This window comes from Chryseobacterium sp. HNCC26DJ239, from assembly GCF_057180445.1.
The window spans coordinates 247389-272407 of the sequence record NZ_JBXUGJ010000001.1; the positions used below are offsets into that span (position 1 = coordinate 247389).

Consider the following 25019-nt stretch of genomic DNA (forward strand, 5'->3'; position numbering starts at 1 on the left):
TTTATTGTGTCAAAAGTAAGAAATATTGCATTTTTTGGCAAAAATTTTATACTGATTTTAAAATTATTTTTCCTTTTTTGGATTGTGTAAAAATAAGATACGCTTCCCCACCATCTTTCAACTGGTATTTTTTTCTTATTTCTTCTGGTTTTAAAGGGTAATTTTTAGAAATAATATTGTATTGTTCTTTTTTCTTAATAGACTTTGAATCAACAACTTCCATATTTGAAATTCTTCCAGGAAAATCATTATTTTTTTCTGAAGAAGTATAAATATGAGTATTGGGATGAAGTTTTTTTAAACTAAATTTTTCCCCAATTAAATTAAAAATACCTGCTTTCAAAACAGCGTTATTCGGTATATAAATATACTTTTCAGGCTCACCAAAGTCAGAAATTGCATGTTCTTCTTCCCCAAAATGATATTGCAAGCTATTTTCCCCGCTTTCAAGATTCACACAATTACAAATGATTTTTGATGATTTTTCTTTAGAAAGGTAAACCACAATTTCTTTCACATCATTTTTCACCGCAATAATATCAATCTGAAAAACATTTTTAAGAACAGAAACAAGGTATTTTAAATCAATTAAAGGCGAAAGTTTAATCATCACCTTTTCCGAAATTGATAATAATTGCTCCTGAATTTCTAAAATATTCGGTGAAAGGTCTTCCAAAAGGAAAACTTTCTTCTTTTGTTCGTCGCGTCGTGCAGGATCAAGATAAACTACATCAAATTGTTCTTGATTATTTTGCAAAAAACTTTCAAGCTCTTGATTCATAAACCTTGCTTTTCGACCAAGAATTTCCCAGTTGTTTTCTACAATTTTCAGTAAATCAGCGTTTCTTTCAACTAAAGTGATGTCGTCAAAATTTTTAGACAAAAAATAAGCATCAATTCCAAAACCAGAGGTTAAATCAACGAATTTTTTCCCTTTTAAAAGATTCGATTTATATTCTGCCGTTTTATCTGATGAAGACTGTTCCAAATTCAACTGTGGTGGAAAAACAATCCCTTCTTTCATCAAAAACGGAAACTTTTTTTGTGCAACCTGTTTTCCTTTTATTTGCTGCACAATTTCCTGCATCGAAACCTCTTGAAAAGGCGATTTTTTCAATAACAAAGAATGCAAATCTGCGGTAAGATTTGCATTGATGTAGTTTTGGATTTCTTTATTTTTATGCCACGAATGCACGAATAATTCTTTATTAATTTTTATGCAATTATTCTTTTATGATTTGATCTTGAGTTTGCTGGGAGGCTCTATTCAAACATTTCCGCCCAACGAACAGGTTTTATTTCTGTTGCGCTGTACAGTTCTTCTGTGTTTTTTTTCGCGTCTAATTTTGGATATAAGTTTACGCCAATTAGCTTTATTTTACCTTCTTCTACCCATTTTTGCTCTGCAATGGCATGTTCAAAAATAGCTTTTTGAATTTCTCCTTGCTGTACAGATTGTAAATACCCTCCTTTTTCTTCAATTTCAAGGAAACTTGCCCAAGATTTTTCAGCGATTTGTTGTGTAATATTTTCTACGAAATAACTTCCGTTTGAAGCATCTTCAAAAACATTAATGATACTTTCATACGCCAAAACAATTTGCTGTTTGAAAGAAATTTCTTCAGAATTATCGGTGCTTTTTTCAACCAAATAATTATTGCTGTAAACTGCGTCTGCACCGCCAATCATAGCTGCAGCAAGCTCTAAAGTAGAACGAATCAGGTTATTTTCACTATCAGAAACAGATTTATTTCTCAATGAAGTTTCAGAGAAAATATAAGGCGTAAGAGTAATGTCAAATTCTTTTGAAAACTGGTTAAAAAGGAGTTTAAAAGCTCTTATTTTAGCCATTTCAAAGAAATAATTTCCTCCGATAGCTATTTTAAAAATTAATTTGTCTAAAATTTCTGCTCCATAATTTTCGGTAAGCTCCTTTGTTTTCGCCAAAGCTACCGCAAGTTGCTGAGAAATAGAAGCTCCCGCATTTTGATGCAAAGAAACGTCTACACAAATATTTCTTTTATATTGCTTCGACAAAAGTTCTTTTACCAACTGGTCGTTTATCGTACCATTTTTCTCATCAAAAACATCAATTAAAGAGAAATATTGGTCGTTTTCACTCGGACTGATATGTCCTGCCAAATCTACATTATCAATAAAAATGGTTTTCTGCTCCAGGTTTTCAACATTTTCATCCAAAAGAAACGCAAAAACATCATCTTCTAAACTTTCATGATATTTTGCCACCAAATGTGTACTTTCTTCAATTTTTGGAAGATTTACCAAAGGTTTTTGAACCGAAGTGTAAAACGGTTGCACTTCTATTCCTTCCAAATTTTCTTTTTGCAGGATAGAATTAATATCATCTGTTTTAAGCTGTTTTTTAACTAAATTTTCCCAGCTTGAATAAGTTTCTGTAATTGACATAAGTAATGAGTAATGGGTAATTAGCAATAAATTTTCTAGATTTATTTTAACATTGACGGCGAAGCTATTTAAGTATTCACAATTACCAAAAAATTATTTTTTAGCAACATTTGAGCTGTCTGCCACGAGAATAAAAATTTCTTCATTCGGTTTCTTCATAAAGTAATTTTCACGGGCATATTTTTCTTTCTCGTCTTTATTATTCATGAGTTTTTTGTAGAATTTATCGTTCTTTTCGTACTCAGATTTATAATAATTAAGCTGTTCTTCGTATTTATCGATTTCTCCGTTAATCTCATGGATTACCAAAAACGAAGTTTTATCAAAAAAAATCATCCAAACAAGGAAAAGACAGACCGTAATCGTGTATTTATTGAGAACATATTTCCTCAATAATTTCAACGATTCAGACTGTGGTTGTATCTCCTTGATTAAATTATTTTCTTTCATTTTTCTTAATGTTTTCTAAGAGAATTCTTAATAACAGTGGTTAAAAAATCGATGGCAACAGAGTTTTGTCTCATGTTTGGAATAATTAAATCTGCTTCATTTTTTGAAGGTTCAATAAATTCCTGATGCATCGGTTTTAAAGTCGTTTGGTAACGGTGTAGAACTTCGTTCAAATCTCTTCCTCTTTCTTGGGTATCTCTACGGATTCTTCGGATTAATCTTTCGTCTGAATCTGCATGTACAAATACTTTAAGGTCGAATTCTTTCAGCAATTCTTTATTGGTTAACACTAAAATTCCTTCTACTACCAAAACGTTTTTAGGTTCTACAGTAACGTGATCTCCGGTTCTTCCGTGGGTTACAAAGCTGTAAATAGGCTGTTCTATCGCCTGATTGTTTTTTAACGCTTTTACGTGCTCAATCAACAAATCAAAATCAATAGACTTTGGATGATCATAGTTTAACGCTTCTCTTTCAGCTAAAGTTAGATTGTGATTATCGTGATAATAATTATCTTGGGAAAGAATGTTCATTCCCTCAATATCAAGTTGTTGAATAATCTTATCAACAACAGTAGTTTTGCCGGAACCTGTGCCTCCTGCAATTCCTATTACAAGCATTTTTTCTTTATTTATGATTTTACAAATATAGTATTTATGATGGAAGTTTAAACCCGCAAGTTTGATGTTTTTTACATCTTAAAAAAAGATGAAGCAGATTCTGTATTGCGAGGAGCCACGAAGTGGCGACTTAATAAAGAATCGGATGCAGTCCGATTTGAATTTTTGGGTAAAAAAACTCCGACAAGAATGTCGGAGTTCATATTTAAACAATTTCGCTGGTTAATTCCCTTGAAATCAATTTCTCATGCATCGGTTTTAACACATCCATTGAGCCTGTTTTTACAGTACATTTACCTTTAAAATGAACCAAAATGGTGCATTGTTCAGCTTGTTCTAGTGTGTGTTTGCAAATTTCGATTAACGCATCAATTACATAATCGAAAGTATGAATATCATCATTATGAAGTACCAATTTATAAACATCATCGGTTTCTTCAAGCACCAAAACATCTTCTTCGTATTGTCGTTTTGGATCTTCGTAATCTTTTATAGTATGATTAAAAGGCATTTTCTTTATTTAAACTTCACCAATTTTATCTGCAAGTTCGTTCACATCTTCATTCACCTTGTAGACCAATTCTACAAGTTCAACGCTTTTGTTATTCATTTTGAGAATTTTACCACGGTAAAACTCTAATTCAAACTCTTCATTTTCTTCAGGAATATCGCTTAAAGCGTGTAAAATAAGACCTGCAAGAGTATTATATTCACTTTCTTCCGCCAAAGGAAGCTTTTTAGGTAAAAACTCGTTGATTTCATCTAAAGGCTGTGTCGCCTGAATCCAATACGTAACATCGTCTATTTTATCAACAATTTTATCTTCATCATCTTCTTCATCCTGAATTTCTCCAACTAATTCTTCTAAAATATCTTCAAGAGTGATAATTCCTTCTGTACCGCCAAATTCATCAATTACGATAGCCAAATGCTGCTTCTTTTGTTGGAAAGTTTTTAGAAGATCAGAAATTTTCTTACTTCCCACAACAAAAAATGTATCACGCATTAACTCTCTTAAATCATCGTGATTCAGCTCTCCTTTTCTTTTAACGTATTCTCTGATAATTTCTTTGGTGTAAAATACTCCAATTACGTTATCGATAGAATTTTCGTATACTGGAATTCGAGAATATCCGCTTTCCATGATTTCGTTGATAATATCGTTGATGTCGTCTTCAAAATCAATAGAAGTAATATTTTGCCTAGGAACCATAATTTGCTTCGCCGAATGATCGGTAAAATCGAAAGCATTTTTAATGATTTCATAGTTTTCTTCTTCAATCTCACCGCTATCTGCACTTTGTTTTACCAAAAGCTGAAGCTCTTCTGTAGAGTGAATCTCCTGTTCAGAAGCTGGGTGTATCTTTACAATTCTTAAGAACGTGTTCGACATTGAATTCATCAACCAAATAAATGGTTTAAAAACCGTATAAAACACTCTTAACGGAACTGCAGTTGCCATAGTTGTAGCTTCAGCTTTTCTAATTGCAATAGATTTCGGAATTAGCTCACCAAAAACGATATGCATAATGGTAATAATCAGGAAACTTAAAACCAGAGATATAGTTGTAACGGTAGATTCTGTTAGGTTTAAAGTTAAAGCATCCAAAAGATTATCGATAACGTGATGCATTGCGCTCTCACCTACCCATCCTAAAGCTAGAGAAGCCAAAGTAATACCAAGCTGTGTGGCAGAAAGATACTCATCTAGACGTTTAATGATGATTTCTGCTTGTTTAGCCATCGAATTTCCTTCGGCAGCTTTTAATTGAATTTGAGAGTAACGAACTTTAACTATAGAAAATTCTGCGGCTACAAAAAAGCCATTGAGTAATACAAGAAATAAGGCCAGCAAAAGCCTGACTATGTCCGAGTCCATTTAGAAATTAATAAAATTTATCTTGCAAAGATAGAGAAAATATAAATACGCAGGGCTATTGTTTCGGGTTTTAAGTTTAAGGTTTTGAGTTTTATAAAAGGCTAAAGCAATTATAAACAAAAAAGCACCGATACAATCGATGCTTTTGGTATATTTTGAATATTCTATTAAGAATTTTTCAAAGCTTCTGCTCCAGAAACGATTTCTAAGATTTCGTTTGTAATTGCAGCTTGTCTTGCTTTGTTGTAGAAGATTACAAGATCATTCTTCAAAGCTTGAGCGTTGTCTGTTGCTTTGTGCATCGCTGTCATTCTCGCACCGTGCTCAGAAGCTACAGAATCTAAAACTGCTTTAAACACCTGAGTTTTGATTGATTTCGGAATTAGGTTATCCAAAATTTCATTTCTGTTGGGTTCAAAGATATAATCTGTTTCTTCAGACTGATCAGCAGATTCAGGCATTGAGATTGGCAAAAGTTGCTCAGTGGTAACTTCCTGAGTTGCAGCGTTTACAAATTTATTATAAATTAAATAAACTTCATCAAACTTACCTTCTCTAAAGCTCTTCATTACAGCTTCTGTGATGTTGGCAACCGAATCAAAATTCAAATTATCAAAAACACTGCTTTCGTTTGAGTATACAGAGCGAGTTTTTCTAACTGCATCGTATGCTTTTTTACCAATAGTAAGAACCTCAATTTCGTAGTGAGCATTGTTTTGGAACTGAATGTTCAATTCTTTTACAATAGACGAGTTGAAAGCTCCTGCTAAACCTCTGTTTGAAGTTACAGCGATAAAAAGAACTCTCTTTACCTCTCTTTTCTGAGCATACACAGAAACTTGATCAGGATCAGAACTTGCATTAACGTTCTGAATGATTTCCTGAAGTTTTTCAGAATACGGTCTCAACATTACAATGGCATCCTGTGCTTTTTTTAGTTTCGCTGCCGAAACCATTTTCATTGCACGGGTAATCTGCATTGTAGATGAGATTGAGGATATTCTGCCTCGTATTTCTTTTAAGTTTGCCATTCTAAGGATTCAAAATTTTATATTCCGAATTCAAAATTCTGAAATCTTGAATTCGGAATTTTGAATTATTTATTAGTTATATTTAGAAGCTAAATCTGTAGCTGCTTGCTTAAGAACTCCTGTGATTTCGTTATCGATTTTTCCAGCTTTAATTGCAGCCATTGTATCTGGGTGCTTAGATCTTAGGAACTCGATATACTCGTGTTGGAATTCTTTAATTTTTCTGATAGGAACGTTTCTAAGAAGGTTTTCTGTACCTGCATAGATCATTGCCACTTGGCTATCCACAGGAAGTGGAGAGTTTACTGGTTGCTTCAATAATTCTACGTTTCTTTCTCCTTTAGAAATTACTGCTAAAGTAGAAGCATCCAGGTCTGAACCAAATTTAGCAAACGCTTCCAATTCTTTATATTGAGCCTGGTCTAATTTAAGAGTACCAGAAACTTTTTTCATAGACTTGATCTGAGCGTTACCTCCTACTCTCGATACAGAAATACCTACGTTGATCGCAGGACGAACCCCTGAGTTGAATAAATCAGACTCCAAGAAAATCTGTCCATCTGTAATAGAAATTACGTTTGTTGGGATATACGCAGAAACGTCACCTGCCTGAGTTTCGATAATTGGAAGTGCAGTTAAAGAACCACCACCTTTTACGATTGGCTTCAAAGACTCTGGTAAATCGTTCATTTGGCTAGCGATTTGATCATCAGCGATGATTTTCGCAGCTCTTTCCAATAGTCTTGAGTGAAGATAGAAAACATCTCCAGGATAAGCTTCACGACCCGGTGGTCTTCTCAATAGAAGAGAAAGCTCACGGTAAGCTACCGCTTGTTTAGATAAATCATCATAAACGATCAAAGCTGGTCTTCCGCTGTCTCTAAAGAACTCACCGATTGCAGCACCTGCCATTGCAGAATATACCTGCATTGGAACTGGATCTGATGCGTTAGCAGCAACAATTACTGTATATGCTAAAGCTCCTTTATCTGATAATGTTTTTACGATTTGTGCTACTGTAGACGCTTTTTGCCCGATAGCAACATATATACAATATACTGGTTTACCAGCATCAAAGAATTCTTTTTGGTTGATGATTGTATCGATCGCAACAGTAGTTTTACCAGTCTGTCTATCACCGATGATCAACTCTCTTTGCCCTCTTCCTACAGGAATCATAGAGTCGATTGCTACGATACCAGTTTGTAAAGGTTCAGTAACCGGCTGTCTGTAGATAACTCCCGGTGCTTTTCTTTCCAATGGCATTTCGTATAAATCTCCTGTGATAGGTCCTTTACCGTCGATAGGATTACCAAGAGTATCTACTACTCTACCCAACATACCTTCTCCTACTTTAATAGAAGAGATTCTGTTTGTTCTTTTTACTGTATCACCTTCTCTTACCAATTTACTTTCCCCAAGTAGAGCAACACCTACGTTGTCTTCTTCAAGGTTTAGTACGATACCTTCTACATCACTTGAAAATTTTACCAACTCACCGTATTGTACGTGTTCTAACCCGTATACACGAGCGATACCATCACCGATGGTAAGAACTGTACCTACTTCCTCAACGTTTGATTGAGTATCGAAGTTGGCCAATTGCTGTTTTAAGATCGCAGATACTTCTGCTGGATTTATTTCTGCCATTGTATGGTTGTTTTTTCTTCTTTAATTTAAATGAAAATCTTTTTTAATACTGTTCAGCTTAGCTTTTACAGATGCATCTATTTGCTGGTCTCCAACTCTTAAAATATAACCTCCTAAAATTTCAGGTTTGATGATATGTACAAGATCAGCGTTTGAATTTGCATTGATAAGATCAGTAGATTTAATAATCTGATCGATATTTTCTTTTGAAATCTGTGTTGCTGTAGTAAGAGTAATTCTCTGTACTCCATTGATGTCTTCAACTTTGTTGATGAATTCCTGCGCAATGTTTCTCAATTGGTTTTCACGACCGTGCTTAATTACCAAAGTAATAAGGTTTTGAGAGACTGGTGAAAGACTTTTGAAGATTTGAGAAGCTACTTCAGTTTTCTTTTTAGAATCAATATAAGGAGTAAGGAAGAATTTGTTTAAATCTTTAGATTCAGCCATCAACTTCACTACATCTTTCATTTCAGAAAACACAGCATTGGTTTGCCCTGATTCGTTGGTGAAATCAAGTAAACCTTGTGCGTATCTTTTAGCTACTTTAGAGGTAAGCATTTTTAGTTAAGATTTGATTTGTTTAAATAATTCTGAACCAATTCGTTTTGAGCTTCGCTGTTATCAAGCTTCTGCTTCAAGATAGATTCTGCGATGTTTACAGACAAAGTACCGATTGTAGCTTTAATATCTGCCATTGCAGCATTTTTCTCTGCAGCGATTGTTTGTTTTGCAGCTTCAATTAGTTTATCTCCTTCAGACTTCGCAGCGTCTTTAGCTTCAGCAACGATTCTGTCTTTAATTTCTCTGGCTTCTTTCAAGATAGCGTCTCTTTCGATCTTAGCTTCACGCATAATTCTTTCGTTATCCGCTTTAAGATCTTCCATTTCTTTTTTAGCTAGTTTAGCTTGATTAAGCGCATCCTGAATATTATCTTCTCTTGTTTTTACTGCTGCCAAGATTGGTGCCCAAGCAAAAGATTTAAGAAGAATAACAAGTAATAAAAATACTACTGCTGTCCAGAATATATTACCAATTGAAGGAGTTAATAAGTCCATTGTAAATCAATTATTGTTTTTTGTTTCTTTTTTTAACTTTTTTAAAAGAATTCTACAGACCAACCGTCTGCAGAATTCTGTTTGTTTACTATCCGTTTCCTAGTAACGCTACTACGATACCGAATAGACCAGCACCCTCGATAAGAGCTGCTGCGATAATCATTGCAGTTTGGATTTTTCCTGATTGCTCTGGTTGTCTTGCAATACCTTCCATTGCGCTACCACCAATTTTACCAATACCTAATCCTACACCTAGAACTGCTAAACCAGCTCCGATTGCTGCGATACTACCTGTCATAATATTATAATTTAAAAAGTTGTTTTGTTTAATTTCTGATTAATGATCGTGGTGAGGCTCTTCTACAGCCGAACCAATAAATAAAGCTGTCAACATCGTAAAGATATACGCTTGTAAAGCTGCTACCAATACTTCCAATACATAAATGAATAATGATAAACCTAATGATACCGGCGTAATCATGTATGTTTTCATGATGAAGATCAAAGCGATCAAAGACATGATAATGATGTGTCCCGCTGTCATGTTCGCAAAAAGACGAATCATCAATGCGAAAGGTTTAGTAATAATTCCTAATAACTCTACTGGTACTAAAATAATGTACACTAAAATTTTACCAGCGAAAGGCATGTTTTTCCCTAGTGGATCAAACATGTGCATCCAATATGTTTTTCTACCACTTACATTTACAATAATTAAAGTAAATACCGATAAAACCATTGTGAAAGCAATGTTACCTGTTGTATTTGCAGATCCTGGGAACAAACCTAAGATATTCAAAACCCAGATGAACAAGAACAATGTAACCAAATAAGGAACATATTTTCTATATCTTACAGAACCAATGTTTTGTAAAGCAATTTCGTCTCTTACAAAAACTACGATTGGCTCGATGAATTTCGCGATTCCAGAAGGAACTTGAGATTTTTTATAGCTAGCTGCAGAAGCAAAACCAATTAATAAAAGAATAATTGCTGCTACAAACATTTGCGCCACTACTTTTGTGATAGAAAAATCTAATGGCTGGTTGTTTGTTGGGTGACCTTCGTGCATTTCAAGATCTCCCGCAGCGTTTGTAGAGTAAATTTTATTGTGGTGAACTTTATAAAAGCTACCATCAACTTCAGCAACCGCCTCTTCTTCATGCTTTTCGTTCATGAATTTCTCAGAGCTGAACACTTTTAAACCATTATCCCAAAGAATTACAGGTAAAGAAATCCCTACCGAATTGTGACCTTCACCCCAAAGATGCCAGTTGTGGCTGTCCTGAATGTGGTGCATAATAAAAGGAACCGGATTGTACTTTTCATCCTTTGAAGCTTCCGCAGTACCTTCGTGCGTTTCTGCAAATGAAAAGCAAAAAACAAAAAGATAGAGGGCGATTAACAGTTTTTTAAAACTCATGACTAGATTCTATTTCTAAAATTTTTGCAAAAATATAAATTTTTATTCGATTTTTAGCAATTCTGCAATTTAAATATGATATGATATTAATCTTGTTTTTTTACCATTTTCAAAACAAATACCACCTCTACCGCAAGGTATATCCAATACAAGATAAAATACGGAACAATATGCAACCTGAATTCTTTCTGAAAAACAGCAACATATCCCATTGCGAAAAATTTAAAAACCACAAAGCCCAGGAAAATAAATCCTATCACATCTTTTTTGCCTGTAGCAAAAACAATCAGAATTGTAAGTAAACTGATTAATGTCACTACAAACATCAAGACATGAATTTTGTAATCAAGCGCTACAACACCATTTTCTGCCAATTGCCACTGTAAACCGAATAATACAGCCGAAATCAGTAAAAATAATGCGAGACCTTTTAAAACAATCAATACTTTTCCCATGGGTTGCAAAACTATTAAAATTTATTAGAACCTTCGAATTTCATCAAAAAATTAAAAATGATTTTTTACAGAACGACATTAAAATTCACACTCAATTAAAATCTATATATATAATAAGGTATGCTAAAGCCTTTGTTAAAAGGCTAATCATAAAATAACAAGTAAAAAAAGTCAATTTGTTTTCCTCGAAATTTCATCCATTAAAGCAATAATTTTTTCAAAACATTTTAAATATCAATCATCTCAAGGTTATTAGATTTAAAATTATTATTTTTGCAGACCATATAATATAGATAACGTATGTTTAATAGTTTACAGGATAAATTAGACAAAGCCCTTCATAATATTTCCGGAAGAGGAAAAATCACGGAAATTAACGTTGCAGAAACCGTAAAAGAAATTCGTAGAGCATTGGTAGATGCCGATGTTAACTATAAAGTTGCAAAAGACCTTACCAAAAGAGTTCAGGATAAAGCTCTAGGAGAAAACGTTCTTACATCGCTTACTCCAGGACAGTTGATGACGAAAATCGTTCACGACGAGTTGGTAGATTTAATGGGAGGATCTCAAGAAGGAATCAATCTTTCAGGGAAACCATCTGTTATTTTAATTGCCGGTCTTCAAGGTTCTGGTAAGACTACTTTCTCAGGAAAATTGGCTAGTTACCTAAAAACTAAAAGAAATAAAAAGCCATTATTGGTAGCATGTGACGTATATCGTCCTGCAGCGATTGATCAGTTAAAAGTTTTAGGAGGTCAAATTGGCGTTCCAGTTTTCACGGAAGATGGTTCAATGAATCCTTCAAGCATCGCTCAAAACGCTATTAATTTTGCTAAATCTAACGGTCACGATGTTGTAATTGTGGATACTGCAGGTCGTTTGGCGATTGATGAGGAAATGATGAACGAAATTAAAACCGTTCACACCACTATTGTTCCAAACGAAACTTTATTCGTAGTAGATTCAATGACGGGGCAAGATGCTGTAAATACTGCAAAAGCTTTCAACGATACATTGAATTTTGACGGAGTTGTCCTTACAAAATTAGACGGTGATACTCGTGGTGGAGCCGCTTTAACGATTCGTTCAGTGGTTGAAAAACCAATCAAATTTATCTCTACAGGAGAGAAAATGGAAGCTTTAGACCTTTTCTACCCAGAAAGGATGGCAGACAGAATCTTGGGAATGGGAGACGTTGTTTCCTTAGTAGAAAGAGCTCAGGAGCAGTTTGATGAAGAAGAAGCGAAAAAACTTCACAAAAGAATCGCTAAAAACGAGTTTGGTTTTGATGATTTCTTAAAGCAAATTAATCAAATCAAAAAAATGGGTAACATGAAAGATTTGATGGGAATGATTCCTGGAGTTGGAAAAGCCATTAAAGATGTTGAGATTAGCGACGATGCCTTCAAACACATCGAAGCTATTATCTACTCTATGACTCCGGAAGAAAGAAGAAGACCTTCTATTATCAACACGCAAAGAAAAAGCAGAATTGCAAAAGGAGCTGGAAGAAAAATTGAAGACGTAAATGCATTAATGAAACAGTTTGACCAAATGGGAAAAATGATGAAAATGATGCAAGGTCCACAAGGAAAGCAAATGATGCAGATGATGAGCAAAATGCCAAATATCCCAGGAATGGGCGGAATGTTTGGAAAATAATTAATCTAATTGCGACAAAATACAAACTCTCAGAAATTTCTGAGAGTTTTTTTTGTGTTTTTAAAAATCTTATAATTGCTGAGAATCTTTTGTACTGATCTAGCCCCCAAAAAAAATCCTGAGACGAAATCTCAGGATTTAATAATAATTTGTGCTTTACTAATTATTTAGATTTAGCAAAAACATATTTTACTCCGAAAGTTACTGAAGATAAGTTAAGACCGAAGTTGTAGTTATTTACAGCTTCACCATCTTTTGGCTTATAATTGTTATAACCAAACTCACCAATTGTAGCTTCGATAGTCCAGTTTTTGTTTAAGAAATAATCTAAACCTGGTTTTACTGTTACACCTACTGCAGTGTATTTAGCTTCAGTAGAAACAGAAGAAGTTACCGTAGTATTTCCGTTTGTGCTTACTGCTGAAACTTCAGCTTCTTCTTTACCAAACTTCATTGGAACTGCAAGCTGACCGAAGAAATATAATTTATCAGACAAAGTCCAATATTTTCTTGCGAAAGGCTCAACAACAAATGCTGGTTGTTTTACCACAGCAGTTGTAACCGTAGTTACATTACCTGATGTTACAGTATTGATGTCTGTACTTTTAGAAGTTTGATAACCAACACCAACACCTACTGCGAAGTTATTTGCTACGAAATATCCAGCTCTTGGCAATACATTAAATTCTTCTTCTTTATTGTTTCCGTTGAATTTTTCCTCTTGAGAGTACCCAACTGAACCTGATAAGTAAACTGTTCCTTTAGCAATCTGAGCATTAGATAATCCAAAAAGCGCGATTGCACCCGCCATCATTAATTTTTTCATTTTAATATAATTTTATACTTTCTTGGTGCAAATTTATAGTGACATTTTTCAATATCAAAATTTGTTAACATGATTGATGTCACGCATGAATATTGAGTTTTACAGGGAAAAATCTTATAGTAAACAAGTGTTTAAATTTTCAACAAAAAATTCCAAAAAAAATTCCGATTTTGCAACCAGAATTTTTGTAATATTAATTTTATATGAATTTTACTTTAAAAAGAAGTTAACACCTAAGTTAATAGCACCAAAATTTGAATCAATTCTTCTGTTTCCGTACCAATCTGGTCTTTCACTTCCAATATTTTGGTATCCTAAATATAATTCTGCTTTAGGAAGCTGGAAACCAACTTTTGGATATACATACAAACCGCTATTAATACCGTCTTTTACAGAAATCGCACCTCCAAGATCCAATCCTACAAATAAAGGAATTTTATCAAATTTATATTTTCCAGAAGCAGCCAACGGAATAAATCCGAAGTCGTCCCAATTATTTTTTCCGAAGAAATGTGAGTAACCAGAAGCAATACCAATATCAAGACCTTTCGTAATATTCCACATATACGCAGCATCAAACCCCATTGTAAATGCAGAGATATCCGAAGCATCTCCTACCGGCGCACCAATGTGACCTCCAATTTTAAAACCTTCCTGTGCCTGAGCAACACCTCCGAATAAGGCAAATGCACCCAATAAAATCAACTTTTTCATTTCGTTTAAATTTTAGTTATTATTTGTTGGCTACCATACTACAAAAGCAATGCCGTAAAAATTACTGCATAAAAAAGCAGGGTTAAAACCCTGCTTAAAAAGATGATTATTTTCTAAATATTAAAATTTAATTGCGTAGCCAATGTTAATTGAACTCAGCTCTGTTCCTTCTTTACTAATCCCTTTGTAACCTGCATAAACCGTATGCTTTTCTGCAAAAGTATATCCAGCTTTTGGTTGATAATAAAATCCTCCACCATCAGCATCGCCTGTAAGAAAAGCATATCCTAAATCCGCTCCAAGATTGAATCCTCCATCAAAATTATACTGAGCTGTTGCTGCTAATGGAATTGAACCAATATTGAATTTATAAGTTTGGGAAGGTATATTAACACCCATATAGTTTATTCCAGCTACTGTTATTTCTTTTCCAAAATAATATGAGTAACCAGTTGTTGCACCGATTTCAAAATTATCAGAAATTGGCCACATATATGCAACATCTACACCAGCATTGAATGAATAATTATCATCAAACGGCAATCCTACATGAGCACCAATTTTAAATCCTTTTTCTTGAGCATGCATTAATGCTGTAGTTCCCATCATCGCAAAAGAGGCGATAAGTAATAGTTTTTTCATTGTTAATAGATTTTTTTTTCCGAAGGCTAATATAACACATTTTAAAGATTATCCAAATTTTTCTTTACTTTTTCATGAAAAAAGCATTCTACATTAATAAAAAAACTCTATTTAAGCCAGAATTAACAGCAAAAAATAGAGTTTTTATATTTATTTGATAAAAAGTTAAAATTATTCTCTCAACTTTTTCTCTTCATCGTTGTAAGCTAAAATAATTTTCTTCACTACAGGATGTCTTACAACATCCTCCTCTGTAAGATGTACGAAACCAATTTCTTTTACTTCTTTCAAAATACGCATGGCTTCACGCAATCCAGATTGCTGTTTGGGAGGAAGATCGACCTGACTTGGATCTCCTGTAATGATAAATTTAGCATTCATCCCCATTCTGGTAAGGAACATTTTCATCTGTGAATGCGTTGTATTTTGAGCTTCATCTAAAATCACAAAAGCGTCATCCAAAGTTCTTCCTCTCATAAATGCTAAAGGCGCTACTTCAATGACTTTCTTTTCGATAAAACCTTCTAATTTTTCATGCGGAATCATATCTCGCAACGCGTCATAAAGGGGCTGCAAATAAGGATCAAGTTTTTCTTTCAAATCTCCCGGAAGAAATCCTAAACTCTCCCCTGCTTCTACAGCTGGTCTTGTAAGGATAATTCTTTTCACCTCTTTATTTCGAAGAGCTCTTGCTGCCAAAGCCACACTGGTGTACGTTTTCCCTGTTCCTGCAGGTCCAATCGCAAAAACCATATCTTTTTTCTCGGTTTCTTTTACCAGTTTTTTAAGATTGGTTGTTTTAGCTTTAATAACTTTTCCATTTACACCTTTTACGATAATATCTTGGTCGAAAACCAATTGCTTCTCGTTTTCGTCTTTTATATTAAGGATATTTTCTACATCCTTTAGCTCAATGTAATTATTATTAGAGATAAATCTTACGATATCATCAAGTTTATTTTTCAGAATATCTAAAACCTCTTGATTTCCCATAGCAAAAATAAAATGATCTCTTCCAGTGATCTTTAAAGTAGGAAATGTAGATTTTATCAAGTTGAAATATTGGTTATTAACCCCGTAGAAGATCTTTACATCAACATCTTCCAAATCATACGTCAGTTCAAACATGCAAGTAGTTTATTTTAGATTTTTTAAAGTTAAATTATTTTTTCTGAAATTTTCTAAATACTTTTCCACAATTTCGGTTCATTTTTTTTAATTTTTAAATATCTTTGTGTTTTGCATTCCACGCTTTTCAATGTCTATCATTACACTTACATCAGATTTTGGCACTTTAGATTACAGAGTTGCTGCTATTAAAGGCAGCATCCTCTCGCTGAACCGTGAAGTAATTATTACAGACGTTACTCACAGCATTCAGGCTTTTAACCTTGTACAAACCGCTCATATCGTGAGAAATTCGTATAAGTATTTCCCGAAAGGAAGCATACATATTGTGGCTACAGATAGTTTTTATCATAAATCTCGAAAAAACATTCTTTACAAAGCAGATGGTTCTTACTTTATTGCGGCAGATAATGGTGTTTTAAGCCTCATTTTTTTCGATATCAAACCAGAAGCCATTTATGAGATTACACTCAATAACAGATTCGACGACGTGGTAAATTTTACATCTACCGATGTTTTTGTTCCTGTCGCTGTACATTTAGCCAATGGAGGATTACCGGAAGTAATTGGTAGGAAAATAACAACAGCAAAACAACTCTCTTTCCCAAAACCTGTTTACAATGAATCTGAGAAAATAATTGTAGGCGAAGTTACTTACATTGATAATTTCGGAAATATAATCTCAAATATCGGCAAAGAGTATTTTGAAACGATTGCGCGCGGACAAGAGAACTTCACCATTAAATTTAGGAATTTAAGTTTATCAAAAATCTTTGCTACACACACAGAAGTTGTGTCTGATTGGGAGCGAGAAACTGAATTCCATGGGCAATCTGCAGCAATTTTTAATGACAGTGATTTACTGGAACTTACCATTTACAAAGGCAGCAAAAAAAACGGAGCCAAAAGCCTTTTTGGGCTAAATGTAGGTGAAAAGATTTTCATTCAATTTTCATAAAATTATACATTTCGTAAAAAAACCGATTTTTTTTATATATTTGTCAAAATCTAAAAATTAAAAATGGCAGAGTATAAATTATTACTTCCTTCAATGGGGGAAGGTGTTATGGAAGCTACGGTAATCACTTGGTTGTACAACGAAGGCGATACTGTAAAAGAAGATGATTCTGTAGTAGAAATTGCAACTGATAAGGTAGATTCAGACGTTCCGACACCAGTTTCGGGGAAAATTGTAAAAATCCTTAAGCAAAAAGACGAAGTTGCAAAAGTTGGTGAAGCCATCGCCATTTTAGAAATTGAAGGAGAAGGCGGAAACACAGCTTCGGAAGAAACAAAAACTGAAACTTCTACAGCTACTCCAGATGCTGAGACTCTACAAACTATTGAAGAACCTTTAAAAGTAGCAGCTTCTACAGAGTTTTCGGGAGACATTTACCTTTCACCTTTGGTAAAATCTATCGCTCAGGAAGAAAACATTTCTGAAGCAGAGCTTAAAACCATCAAAGGAAGCGGTCTAGAAGGAAGAATTACAAAAGAAGATATTTTAGCATACGTTAAAAGCAGAGGAAACCAACCAGCTCCACAAGCGGTTGCAGTGCAACAAACGGCTCCTGCAACTCCAGCGGCGCCAGTTTCTGCTCCTGCAGCAACGATTCCTACTTCAGCAGGTGATGAAATCATTCCAATGGATAGAATGAGAAAAATTATCGCTGAAAATATGGTGAAAGCAAAACAAATTGCTCCTCACGTAACTTCTTTCATCGAAACAGACGTTACCAACGTTGTAAAATGGAGAGCTAAGCATAAATCTCTTTTCGAAAAACGTGAAGGTGAAAAACTTACTTTCATGCCTATTTTCGTAAGAGCGGTAGTAAAAGCGATTCAAGATTTCCCAATGATTAATGTTTCTATTAATGGTGAAAACATCATCAAGAAGAAAAACATCAACATTGGTATGGCAACAGCTTTACCAGACGGAAACCTTATCGTTCCTGTTATTAAAAATGCAGACCAACTTTCTCTTTCTGGTTTAGCAAAAGCAATTAACGACTTAGCGTACAGAGCAAGAAATAAAAAATTAAGACCTGAAGATACACAAGGGGCAACATACACTATTTCAAATGTAGGAAGCTTCGGAAACTTAATGGGAACACCAATTATTCCGCAGCCGCAAGTTGCTATTTTAGCAATTGGAGCGATTGTGAAAAAACCTGCAGTTCTTGAAACTCCAGATGGCGATGTAATTGCTATCAGAAACTTAATGTTTATGTCGCATTCTTACGACCACAGAGTTGTAGACGGTTCTTTGGGAGGAATGATGTTGAAACACGTTCACGATTACCTAGAAAACTGGGATATGAACACGGAAATATAAGTAATAAGCAATGAGTAATCAGTAATTTTTACTTGCTGCTATTTTAAATATAGACCTTCGAATTTTTTTTCGAAGGTTTTTTTTGTTTTATCAATTCGAAAATATTTAGTCATAAATTAATACTTAAATTTTATTTTCAATAATTTTTAATGTAAATTTGACGTATGTTGAAAATTTTCACGTACTTCAGAAGAACTCTCAAAAAATCATTCGACAATATCCGAAACGAACAATTGAAGTATAATTTACTTCAAGCGATTCCTTTTTGGATTGGCTCGGTAATCACAGGTTTCTTTGCCGTGATGTATGCAAAAATTTTCTCGTGGGGAGAAAACCTACTCCATTTTATCCTCGATTGGCACGATTGGATGATTTTCATTATTGCACCCATTGGTTTTGTACTTTCGTGGTGGTTGGTAAAAGAATTTGCACCCAACGCAAAAGGCAGCGGAATCCCTCAAGTAATGGCATCTGTAGAACTCGCCAATCCGAAAGAACATAAGCTGATAAAAGGTTTTTTAAGCATAAAAATTATTTTTTTCAAAATTATTTCTTCTGTAATTTTAGTAATTGGTGGTGGAGCCGTTGGTAGAGAAGGTCCAACAATTCAAATTGCGGGTTCGGTTTTCAGAAAAGTAAATGAATATCTTCCCGATTGGTGGCCAAAAATCTCTAAGAAAAACATGATTATGACAGGAGCTGCAGCCGGTTTAGCAGCGGCTTTCAACACACCACTTGGAGGAATTGTGTTTGCGGTGGAAGAATTATCAAAAACGCATATTAACTACTTTAAAACAGCTTTATTTACGGCCGTAATTATTGCAGGTTTAACAGCGCAAACTTTGGCTGGTTCTTATTTATATTTAGGCTATCCTAAAACCAACGATGTTTCGCTCATGGTGATGTTTCCGATTATTTTGGTGGCGGCAATTGCGGGAATTTTTGCGAGTCAACTTTCTGTTGTAATGCTTAGAATAAATAAATGGAAAAGTAAAAAACTAAAATCTAACAAAGCCAACATCTTATTTTTGGTAGTTTGCGCTTTGTTTATCGCTTCCATATCATTTTTTATCAGCAGAGAAATTCTTGGTTCTGGTAAAGAAATTATGGAAAGAATTCTCTTCACCGAAGAAAAACATGAATCTTGGTACATCCCTATTTTAAGAATGATGGGACCAGCTTTGTCGTTTACTTCTGGCGGTGCAGGTGGAATTTTTGCTCCAGCTCTTACCGCCGGAGCAAGTATTGGTTCAGTAATTTCAGGAGTTATTGACCTTTCTAATAACGAAACCAACGTGGTTGTTTTAGCAGGAATGGTTGCTTTTTTAACAGGAATTACGAGAGCTCCGTTTACATCGGCAATCATCGTTTTGGAAATGACCGACAGACATTCTTTAATCTTCCATTTGATGTTAGCAGGAATGATTTCTTCTATCGCATCACTTTTGGTAAGCAGACATTCTCTTTATGATGTTCTAAAAGTGAATTTCTTGCATGAAATAAGAAACGACAAAAAAAATTATGATTAATCCCTTTTAAGAATAAACTGCAAATCTTTCATCGCAAAAAGAACGTCATCTGCCGCCTGGAAATCGGTAAATTTAATCACCAATTTATCTACTTCTGTTGCAGATTTTTTGAATCTTTTGGTTACAATATTAAGGTAATACACATCTTTTCTAGGAGAAAGATCATGAAACTTAATCACATTGTGGAAATCCCACTCATCGCCGTCGTCTGTTACTTTTCCTTTTTTATTTACAGAATTTATTTTTAAATTATCTCCGATAAACTGAGCAGAAAGTCTTTCATTATTATTATCTCTGTCGATTCCAAATTCATTAATTTTGCTAATGATAAAATCTTTTGCAGCGTCTGCAGTTGGATATTTTCCTAAAGTTTCTTCTGTCTTATCGTTGAAAATTATTTTATAAATCTCAGCTTTATCTACAACATAGGTTGGTCCATCTAGATTATCAAATTTTTTGTAGGAAATTTTCCATTGTCCGACCTCTGTAATTTTGGCATCAAGCGAAGTTCCGTTTTTCTTAATGATTTGATCTTGTGCATTTACAAGTAAAGTTGCGAAGCTGAAAGCCAAAAATAAAGTATTTCTCACGGGTTTAAGTTTTTAATTAAAAGCTAAAATACAAAAAACAACGGTTGAGAAAAGATAAAACTTGCATATCCAATAAATAATTTCTACTTTTGCACCTCGAAATAATTAACAAATTCATTTAACATTATGAACAATTACGAAACTGTTTTCATTTTAACTCCCGTTCTATCTGAAGCTCAGGTGGAGGAAGCAGTGAACAAGTATGTAGATCTTATCAAAGAAAAGAACTGCGAAATCGTTGCTAAAGAAAACTGGGGATTAAAAAAATTAGCTTATCCAATTCAATTGAAAAAGAATGGATTCTATACTTTAATCGAATTTAAAGGAGAAGGTTCTGTAGTAGCTGATCTAGAATTAGCATTCAAAAGAGACGAGAGAGTTATCCGTTACCTTACTACAAAACTAGACAAGCACGCTGTAGACTACGCTGTAACTAGAAGAGCTAAAGTAAAAGCGGCTAAAGCTTAATTTATTTATTAACCCAATTTTTAAAAGACAAAGACATGGCAATTGACGATATGGCTAAACAAGCCTCTGCTGGTGGAGAATCAGAAGTAAAATTCCTTACACCACTTGATATCAATACAAAATCTGAAAAGAAATATTGTAGATTCAAAAAATTCGGAATTAAGCACGTAGATTACAAAGATGCTGATTTCTTATTACAGTTCGTAAACGAACAAGGTAAAATTTTACCAAGAAGATACACAGGTACTTCTTTAAAATATCAAAGAAAAGTTTCTGCTGCTATCAAAAGAGCAAGACACCTTGCTTTACTACCTTACGTAGCTGACTTATTGAAATAAGACAAAAAATTGCAATTAGCCATTAGCTTCTCGCTTTTGGCTTTTTGTTGCTGAATTAATTAATTAAATTCTAACGAAGTAATGAGCAAACCGGAACTCAAAACCCGGAACTCGGCACTCTAAAACGGACAACAACAATGAACATTATTCTTAAAAAAGACGTAGAAAACTTAGGTCTTGAATTCGACATCGTAAGCGTAAAACCAGGTTATGCAAGAAACTTCTTGATTCCTCAAGGTTTTGCTCTTTTAGCTACTCCAAAAAACATTGCAGCTCTTGAAGCTACTTTGGAAGCTAGAAAAGAAGAAGAAGCTAAATTAATCGCTGCTGCAAACGCTGTAGTTGAGCAATTGAAGAAAACTTCTATCTCTATTCCTGCTAAAGTTGGTACTGGTGATAAATTATTCGGTTCTATCAACAATATCGATTTAGCTGAAGCTCTAGGTAAAGCTGGTGTATCTGTAGATAAAAAATACATCAAAATCCCTGGAAACACAATCAAAAGAACTGGTAAATTCACTGCTTTGGTTAGACTTCACAGAAATGTTGAGTACAACTACGAGTTTGATATCGTTTCTGATGCTCCAGTTGAAGCTCCTGCTAAAAAAGAGGAAGCTAAAACTGAAGAAGCTTAATCAAAAGGTAAATTACCAAAAGATTATACAGCCATCTCTATTGAGGTGGCTTTTTTTATGTAAAGGCACAAAATTTTCATTAGCTTTAGAAATAAAAATTATGCAGATTCACGAAATTGTAAAACTTCAACGAAGTTTTTTCCTGACGCAACTTACTAAAGATATAGAGTTCAGAATAGTACAGCTAGAAAAATTTAAAGAGTTAATTATTGAAAATCAAAATTTGCTGTACGAAGCAATAGCATTAGATTTTGGAAAATCTAGTTTTGAAACTTTTACCACCGAAATTTCTTTTATACTGAATGACATAAATTTTTACATAAAAAACATTCATTCTTTATCCAAAAATAAAAAAGTGGGTACGAATCTTGCGAATCAACTTGGATCAAGCAAAATTTATTACGAACCCTTAGGAAATGTATTGGTTATTGGAGCCTGGAACTATCCTTACCAACTCTCCTTCTCTCCTGCTATTGCCGCAATTGCAGCCGGTAACTGCTGCATTATTAAGCCTAGTGAAATTGCAGAAAATACAATGATTGCAATTGCGAATCTGATTAACGAAAACTTCCCAAAAGAATATCTTCACGTTTACAAAGGCGGAATTGAAGAGACTACTGAAATTTTAAAAGAAAGATTCGACAAGATTTTCTTTACAGGAAGCACAAAAGTTGGGAAAATAGTCTACAAAGCTGCTGCAGAACATCTTACTCCCGTTACTTTAGAATTAGGTGGAAAATCGCCCGTTATCGTAACCAAAAATGCCGATATTGATGTGGCTGCCAAAAGAATTGTTTGGGGAAAATTTTTGAATGCAGGACAAACATGCGTCGCCCCCGATTATATTTTAGTAGATGAAAAAATTAAAAATTCTTTTTTAGAAAAACTTACTTTTCATATCAAAAAATTCAAATATGAAAAAGGTTCAGAACAATATACTCAAATCATTAACGAGAGAAATTTTGACCGCCTAATTTCGTTAATTAATCCTGAAAAAACATATTACGGAGGAAATTCAGACCGACAAAACCGATGGATAGAACCTACAATTCTTCATCATGTAAATTGGAATGACACGATCATGCAAGAAGAGATTTTTGGGCCAATTCTGCCTGTTTTAGAATTTAAAAATTATAATGATGCTTTGCATGAAGTGATGATTCGGGAAAAACCTTTAGCTGCGTATTTATTTACCAACAACCCTGAAGAAAAAGAAAGATTTGTAAGCACCATTTCTTTTGGCGGCGGTTGCATTAATGATGTTATAATGCATCTCAGCAACGAAAATCTTCCTTTTGGTGGCGTTGGAAACTCAGGAATGGGAAATTACCACGGCAAATTCGGTTTTAAAACTTTTTCGCATGAAAAAGCCATTTTAGAAAGAAAAAACTGGGGAGAACCAGATTTGAAATACCCACCTTACACAGATTCTAAAAAGAAATGGATTAAAAGATTATTATAAAAGCAAAAGCCGGAACGATGTTCCGGCTTTTTTTCTTTTCAATTTTTTTATTAAGAGAAACCTCCAAAATATTGCTAAAATTTAAAATCCATTACGATTTTGGCTTCCATTCGTTGAAGAAAGTCTTTACTTTTTCAAGGCCATATCCTTTTCCTTCTTCCAGAACAGCGCTATCTTGCGTATGAATTTGCTTTCCGTTTTTATCTAAAACAATAAATACAGGATAACCATATTTTGCTCCTGGATTACCATATTTCGCAAAAACTTTTTCATTTTTATTTTCCGGAGAATAATTCAAATGATAATACAAATAGTTTTTATCTACAATCGTTTTCAATTCAGGTGTTGTCTGTACGTATTGATTGAATCTTAAACACCAAATACACCAGTTTCCACCGGCTTGTAATATGATATTTTTATTCTCTTTTTTAGCTTTTGCAATTAGGTTTTCGATGTCTTTTTCAGCATTTGCATTCGCATCGTAAGGTTTGGGAAGCTTTGCTTTTTCTTCTGCTGCTGCTTTTTTCTTTGCTTCAGCATCCAATTCTTTGTGCTCAGTTTTTATAAGCAAAGATTTATCTTTTTCTTGTTTCTCAACTTTTATATCGCTTTGAGCAAACATTAAGCTTCCTGTAAAAAGTAATCCTAAAGCTGCAACTAGTTTTATTTTCTTTTTCATATTAATTAAGATTAAAAAATGTCAGCGAAGTTAAATAATTATGTGAAAACAGTGTACATTTTAATCAATTTTTAATCCATAATTGCCATCAAAAAATACAATGTACTTTTTTAATTCTTACCTTTGCATACTTTATGAACTTCCTCATCAAAATACTATATCTCATATCGAAGCTTCCTTTGAAGGTTCTGTATATTTTTTCCGATATTATTTTCTTCCTAAACCACTATTTTATCGGGTACAGGAAAAAAGTAATAACTGAAAATCTTAAAAATTCTTTCCCTAATAAAACCGATGCCGAGATTGCTAAGATCCGCAAAGACTTTTATCGTAATTTTTCTGATTATCTTGCAGAAACAGTAAAATCTTTCAGCATTACTGAAACAGAAACAAGGGTAAGAATGCAACACATCAACCAACAACTTTTTCACGATGCAAAAGCAGAAGGGAAAAATATTATTCTCTTGGCGGGACACGTTTTCAATTGGGAATGGATGAATGCTTTGGCGAAAATTATACCTCAAGCGCATTGTCATCCTGTTTACCGAAAAGTAAACAGCAGCTTCTGGGAAAACCAAATGAAAAAAGTAAGAAACAAATTCGGAAACGAAGCCATTGAAGCCAAAGAAGTAATCATCAACATCTTTAGGACGCAAAATAATGGCGATTCTGCTTATATGTTTGTTGCAGACCAAACTCCTCATGTTGCCCACGTAAACTACGGACTTGAATTTTTGAACCAACGAACACCAGCTTTTATCGGTTATGATAAATTGGCAACAAGAATGGACCTTGTTTTCATTTATTGTGAGCTTAAAAAGGTAAAACGTGGATATTATCAAACAAATTATATCCGAATTTATCCCGATGGCGAAAAATTTACAGAACATGAAGTGGTAAGAAAGTTCCATAAACTTCTTGAAAACACCATCAATAAACATCCAGACAATTATCTGTGGTCACACAGAAAGTGGAAATATCAATCTGCGATCAAAAATTTCGATTCACAGAAATAATA

Annotated in this window: 28 protein-coding genes; 9 read left to right on the forward strand and 19 right to left on the reverse strand. The window is 34.0% G+C overall.

Features of this window, described 5'->3' with window-relative positions; genetic code table 11:
• Nucleotides 1-46: 46 nt before the first annotated feature.
• The 13 genes from AC2A1D_RS01190 to AC2A1D_RS01250 all read right to left on the reverse strand — a co-directional run bounded on the left by AC2A1D_RS01190 (nt 47) and on the right by AC2A1D_RS01250 (nt 10993).
• Complete coding sequence (locus AC2A1D_RS01190; RefSeq protein WP_484041840.1) at nt 47-1195, reverse strand: class I SAM-dependent methyltransferase; 1149 nt, start codon at nt 1193-1195, stop codon at nt 47-49.
• A gap of 68 nt (nt 1196-1263) precedes the next feature.
• Nucleotides 1264-2427, reverse strand: coding sequence for a methylmalonyl-CoA mutase family protein (locus AC2A1D_RS01195; RefSeq protein WP_484041841.1), 1164 nt, complete (start codon nt 2425-2427; stop codon nt 1264-1266).
• Nucleotides 2428-2520: 93 nt separating this feature from the next.
• Entirely contained in the window at nt 2521-2877 is a 357-nt protein-coding gene (locus tag AC2A1D_RS01200; RefSeq protein ID WP_484041842.1) for an FtsB family cell division protein, read from the reverse strand.
• 5 nt (nt 2878-2882) lie between these two features.
• Nucleotides 2883-3497 carry a uridine kinase gene (gene udk / locus AC2A1D_RS01205; RefSeq protein ID WP_484041843.1) on the reverse strand — a complete coding sequence of 205 codons (615 nt, stop codon included), beginning with the start codon at nt 3495-3497 and terminating at the stop codon, nt 2883-2885.
• Nucleotides 3498-3702: 205 nt separating this feature from the next.
• Nucleotides 3703-4008 carry an ATP-dependent Clp protease adaptor ClpS gene (locus AC2A1D_RS01210; protein ID WP_484041844.1) on the reverse strand — a complete coding sequence of 102 codons (306 nt, stop codon included), beginning with the start codon at nt 4006-4008 and terminating at the stop codon, nt 3703-3705.
• Between the two features lie 9 nt (nt 4009-4017).
• Nucleotides 4018-5376, reverse strand: coding sequence for a hemolysin family protein (locus AC2A1D_RS01215; protein ID WP_484041845.1), 1359 nt, complete (start codon nt 5374-5376; stop codon nt 4018-4020).
• Nucleotides 5377-5543: 167 nt separating this feature from the next.
• Nucleotides 5544-6407, reverse strand: coding sequence for an ATP synthase F1 subunit gamma (gene atpG / locus AC2A1D_RS01220; RefSeq protein WP_484041846.1), 864 nt, complete (start codon nt 6405-6407; stop codon nt 5544-5546).
• A 72-nt stretch (nt 6408-6479) separates the two neighbouring features.
• Nucleotides 6480-8057 (reverse strand): F0F1 ATP synthase subunit alpha, encoded by a 1578-nt coding sequence (gene atpA, locus AC2A1D_RS01225; RefSeq protein WP_484041847.1) that lies wholly within the window; start codon nt 8055-8057, stop codon nt 6480-6482.
• Nucleotides 8058-8078: 21 nt separating this feature from the next.
• A complete protein-coding gene (gene atpH / locus AC2A1D_RS01230; protein ID WP_484041848.1) occupies nt 8079-8618 on the reverse strand; it encodes an ATP synthase F1 subunit delta in 540 nt (179 codons plus the stop codon).
• A gap of 2 nt (nt 8619-8620) precedes the next feature.
• The gene (locus tag AC2A1D_RS01235) at nt 8621-9115 is read right to left on the reverse strand and encodes a F0F1 ATP synthase subunit B (protein WP_484041849.1); all 495 of its coding nucleotides are present in this window, start codon (nt 9113-9115) and stop codon (nt 8621-8623) included.
• An 88-nt stretch (nt 9116-9203) separates the two neighbouring features.
• Entirely contained in the window at nt 9204-9413 is a 210-nt protein-coding gene (gene atpE, locus AC2A1D_RS01240; protein ID WP_034675836.1) for an ATP synthase F0 subunit C, read from the reverse strand.
• A gap of 39 nt (nt 9414-9452) precedes the next feature.
• The gene (atpB, locus tag AC2A1D_RS01245) at nt 9453-10538 is read right to left on the reverse strand and encodes a F0F1 ATP synthase subunit A (protein WP_484041850.1); all 1086 of its coding nucleotides are present in this window, start codon (nt 10536-10538) and stop codon (nt 9453-9455) included.
• A gap of 86 nt (nt 10539-10624) precedes the next feature.
• A complete protein-coding gene (locus tag AC2A1D_RS01250; protein WP_484041851.1) occupies nt 10625-10993 on the reverse strand; it encodes a hypothetical protein in 369 nt (122 codons plus the stop codon).
• A gap of 300 nt (nt 10994-11293) precedes the next feature.
• Here AC2A1D_RS01250 and ffh point away from each other — a divergent pair, with 300 nt between their 5' ends.
• Nucleotides 11294-12655 (forward strand): signal recognition particle protein, encoded by a 1362-nt coding sequence (gene ffh / locus AC2A1D_RS01255; RefSeq protein ID WP_484041852.1) that lies wholly within the window; start codon nt 11294-11296, stop codon nt 12653-12655.
• Between the two features lie 163 nt (nt 12656-12818).
• Here the strand turns inward: ffh and AC2A1D_RS01260 are convergent, their stop codons facing one another.
• From AC2A1D_RS01260 to AC2A1D_RS01275, 4 genes are all read right to left on the reverse strand, one after another.
• Nucleotides 12819-13481: an outer membrane protein gene (locus AC2A1D_RS01260; RefSeq protein ID WP_484041853.1), complete on the reverse strand. Its 663-nt coding sequence runs from the start codon at nt 13479-13481 to the stop codon at nt 12819-12821.
• A gap of 210 nt (nt 13482-13691) precedes the next feature.
• Nucleotides 13692-14195: a hypothetical protein gene (locus AC2A1D_RS01265; protein ID WP_484041854.1), complete on the reverse strand. Its 504-nt coding sequence runs from the start codon at nt 14193-14195 to the stop codon at nt 13692-13694.
• Between the two features lie 120 nt (nt 14196-14315).
• On the reverse strand, nt 14316-14837 hold the full coding sequence (locus tag AC2A1D_RS01270) for an outer membrane beta-barrel protein (RefSeq protein ID WP_484041855.1): 522 nt from the start codon (nt 14835-14837) through the stop codon (nt 14316-14318).
• A gap of 171 nt (nt 14838-15008) precedes the next feature.
• A complete protein-coding gene (locus tag AC2A1D_RS01275; RefSeq protein WP_484041856.1) occupies nt 15009-15965 on the reverse strand; it encodes a PhoH family protein in 957 nt (318 codons plus the stop codon).
• 130 nt (nt 15966-16095) lie between these two features.
• Here AC2A1D_RS01275 and AC2A1D_RS01280 point away from each other — a divergent pair, with 130 nt between their 5' ends.
• The 3 genes from AC2A1D_RS01280 (at nt 16096) to AC2A1D_RS01290 (ending at nt 19829) form a co-directional block, all read left to right on the forward strand.
• Complete coding sequence (locus AC2A1D_RS01280) at nt 16096-16923, forward strand: SAM hydrolase/SAM-dependent halogenase family protein (protein ID WP_484041857.1); 828 nt, start codon at nt 16096-16098, stop codon at nt 16921-16923.
• 63 nt (nt 16924-16986) lie between these two features.
• Entirely contained in the window at nt 16987-18300 is a 1314-nt protein-coding gene (locus tag AC2A1D_RS01285) for a dihydrolipoamide acetyltransferase family protein (protein ID WP_484041858.1), read from the forward strand.
• Between the two features lie 164 nt (nt 18301-18464).
• A complete protein-coding gene (locus tag AC2A1D_RS01290; RefSeq protein ID WP_484041859.1) occupies nt 18465-19829 on the forward strand; it encodes a chloride channel protein in 1365 nt (454 codons plus the stop codon).
• Here AC2A1D_RS01290 and AC2A1D_RS01295 read toward each other — a convergent pair.
• Nucleotides 19826-20419, reverse strand: coding sequence for a hypothetical protein (locus tag AC2A1D_RS01295; protein WP_484041860.1), 594 nt, complete (start codon nt 20417-20419; stop codon nt 19826-19828). The two genes, AC2A1D_RS01290 and AC2A1D_RS01295, sit on opposite strands and share 4 nt — an antisense overlap.
• 126 nt (nt 20420-20545) lie before the next feature.
• Here AC2A1D_RS01295 and rpsF point away from each other — a divergent pair, with 126 nt between their 5' ends.
• The 4 genes from rpsF to AC2A1D_RS01315 all read left to right on the forward strand — a co-directional run bounded on the left by rpsF (nt 20546) and on the right by AC2A1D_RS01315 (nt 23322).
• Nucleotides 20546-20887 carry a 30S ribosomal protein S6 gene (rpsF, locus tag AC2A1D_RS01300; RefSeq protein ID WP_066434819.1) on the forward strand — a complete coding sequence of 114 codons (342 nt, stop codon included), beginning with the start codon at nt 20546-20548 and terminating at the stop codon, nt 20885-20887.
• A 35-nt stretch (nt 20888-20922) separates the two neighbouring features.
• A complete protein-coding gene (rpsR, locus tag AC2A1D_RS01305; RefSeq protein WP_484041861.1) occupies nt 20923-21225 on the forward strand; it encodes a 30S ribosomal protein S18 in 303 nt (100 codons plus the stop codon).
• Nucleotides 21226-21362: 137 nt separating this feature from the next.
• Nucleotides 21363-21860: a 50S ribosomal protein L9 gene (rplI, locus tag AC2A1D_RS01310; protein WP_484041862.1), complete on the forward strand. Its 498-nt coding sequence runs from the start codon at nt 21363-21365 to the stop codon at nt 21858-21860.
• A gap of 100 nt (nt 21861-21960) precedes the next feature.
• Nucleotides 21961-23322, forward strand: a complete 1362-nt coding sequence (locus AC2A1D_RS01315) for an aldehyde dehydrogenase (RefSeq protein WP_484041863.1) — start codon at nt 21961-21963, stop codon at nt 23320-23322.
• Nucleotides 23323-23413: 91 nt separating this feature from the next.
• On the opposite strand, the gene AC2A1D_RS01320 is transcribed toward AC2A1D_RS01315, so the two are convergent.
• Nucleotides 23414-24001 carry a thioredoxin family protein gene (locus AC2A1D_RS01320; RefSeq protein ID WP_484041864.1) on the reverse strand — a complete coding sequence of 196 codons (588 nt, stop codon included), beginning with the start codon at nt 23999-24001 and terminating at the stop codon, nt 23414-23416.
• A 134-nt stretch (nt 24002-24135) separates the two neighbouring features.
• On the opposite strand from AC2A1D_RS01320, the gene AC2A1D_RS01325 reads away from it, so the two are divergent.
• Entirely contained in the window at nt 24136-25017 is an 882-nt protein-coding gene (locus tag AC2A1D_RS01325; RefSeq protein ID WP_484041865.1) for a lysophospholipid acyltransferase family protein, read from the forward strand.
• Nucleotides 25018-25019: the final 2 nt, after the last annotated feature.

What these genes read in the sequence shown, in the direction of transcription:
- AC2A1D_RS01195 (WP_484041841.1), bottom strand. Translation starts at nt 2,427, where the DNA reads ATGTCAATTACAGAAACTTATTCAAGCTGGGAAAATTTAGTTAAAAAA.
- AC2A1D_RS01200 (WP_484041842.1), bottom strand. Translation starts at nt 2,877, where the DNA reads ATGAAAGAAAATAATTTAATCAAGGAGATACAACCACAGTCTGAATCG.
- udk (WP_484041843.1), bottom strand. Translation starts at nt 3,497, where the DNA reads ATGCTTGTAATAGGAATTGCAGGAGGCACAGGTTCCGGCAAAACTACT.
- AC2A1D_RS01210 (WP_484041844.1), bottom strand. Translation starts at nt 4,008, where the DNA reads ATGCCTTTTAATCATACTATAAAAGATTACGAAGATCCAAAACGACAA.
- AC2A1D_RS01215 (WP_484041845.1), bottom strand. Translation starts at nt 5,376, where the DNA reads ATGGACTCGGACATAGTCAGGCTTTTGCTGGCCTTATTTCTTGTATTA.
- atpG (WP_484041846.1), bottom strand. Translation starts at nt 6,407, where the DNA reads ATGGCAAACTTAAAAGAAATACGAGGCAGAATATCCTCAATCTCATCT.
- atpA (WP_484041847.1), bottom strand. Translation starts at nt 8,057, where the DNA reads ATGGCAGAAATAAATCCAGCAGAAGTATCTGCGATCTTAAAACAGCAA.
- atpH (WP_484041848.1), bottom strand. Translation starts at nt 8,618, where the DNA reads ATGCTTACCTCTAAAGTAGCTAAAAGATACGCACAAGGTTTACTTGAT.
- AC2A1D_RS01235 (WP_484041849.1), bottom strand. Translation starts at nt 9,115, where the DNA reads ATGGACTTATTAACTCCTTCAATTGGTAATATATTCTGGACAGCAGTA.
- atpE (WP_034675836.1), bottom strand. Translation starts at nt 9,413, where the DNA reads ATGACAGGTAGTATCGCAGCAATCGGAGCTGGTTTAGCAGTTCTAGGT.
- atpB (WP_484041850.1), bottom strand. Translation starts at nt 10,538, where the DNA reads ATGAGTTTTAAAAAACTGTTAATCGCCCTCTATCTTTTTGTTTTTTGC.
- AC2A1D_RS01250 (WP_484041851.1), bottom strand. Translation starts at nt 10,993, where the DNA reads ATGGGAAAAGTATTGATTGTTTTAAAAGGTCTCGCATTATTTTTACTG.
- ffh (WP_484041852.1), top strand. Translation starts at nt 11,294, where the DNA reads ATGTTTAATAGTTTACAGGATAAATTAGACAAAGCCCTTCATAATATT.
- AC2A1D_RS01260 (WP_484041853.1), bottom strand. Translation starts at nt 13,481, where the DNA reads ATGAAAAAATTAATGATGGCGGGTGCAATCGCGCTTTTTGGATTATCT.
- AC2A1D_RS01265 (WP_484041854.1), bottom strand. Translation starts at nt 14,195, where the DNA reads ATGAAAAAGTTGATTTTATTGGGTGCATTTGCCTTATTCGGAGGTGTT.
- AC2A1D_RS01270 (WP_484041855.1), bottom strand. Translation starts at nt 14,837, where the DNA reads ATGAAAAAACTATTACTTATCGCCTCTTTTGCGATGATGGGAACTACA.
- AC2A1D_RS01275 (WP_484041856.1), bottom strand. Translation starts at nt 15,965, where the DNA reads ATGTTTGAACTGACGTATGATTTGGAAGATGTTGATGTAAAGATCTTC.
- AC2A1D_RS01280 (WP_484041857.1), top strand. Translation starts at nt 16,096, where the DNA reads ATGTCTATCATTACACTTACATCAGATTTTGGCACTTTAGATTACAGA.
- AC2A1D_RS01285 (WP_484041858.1), top strand. Translation starts at nt 16,987, where the DNA reads ATGGCAGAGTATAAATTATTACTTCCTTCAATGGGGGAAGGTGTTATG.
- AC2A1D_RS01290 (WP_484041859.1), top strand. Translation starts at nt 18,465, where the DNA reads ATGTTGAAAATTTTCACGTACTTCAGAAGAACTCTCAAAAAATCATTC.
- rpsF (WP_066434819.1), top strand. Translation starts at nt 20,546, where the DNA reads ATGAACAATTACGAAACTGTTTTCATTTTAACTCCCGTTCTATCTGAA.
- rpsR (WP_484041861.1), top strand. Translation starts at nt 20,923, where the DNA reads ATGGCAATTGACGATATGGCTAAACAAGCCTCTGCTGGTGGAGAATCA.
- rplI (WP_484041862.1), top strand. Translation starts at nt 21,363, where the DNA reads ATGAACATTATTCTTAAAAAAGACGTAGAAAACTTAGGTCTTGAATTC.
- AC2A1D_RS01315 (WP_484041863.1), top strand. Translation starts at nt 21,961, where the DNA reads ATGCAGATTCACGAAATTGTAAAACTTCAACGAAGTTTTTTCCTGACG.
- AC2A1D_RS01320 (WP_484041864.1), bottom strand. Translation starts at nt 24,001, where the DNA reads ATGAAAAAGAAAATAAAACTAGTTGCAGCTTTAGGATTACTTTTTACA.
- AC2A1D_RS01325 (WP_484041865.1), top strand. Translation starts at nt 24,136, where the DNA reads ATGAACTTCCTCATCAAAATACTATATCTCATATCGAAGCTTCCTTTG.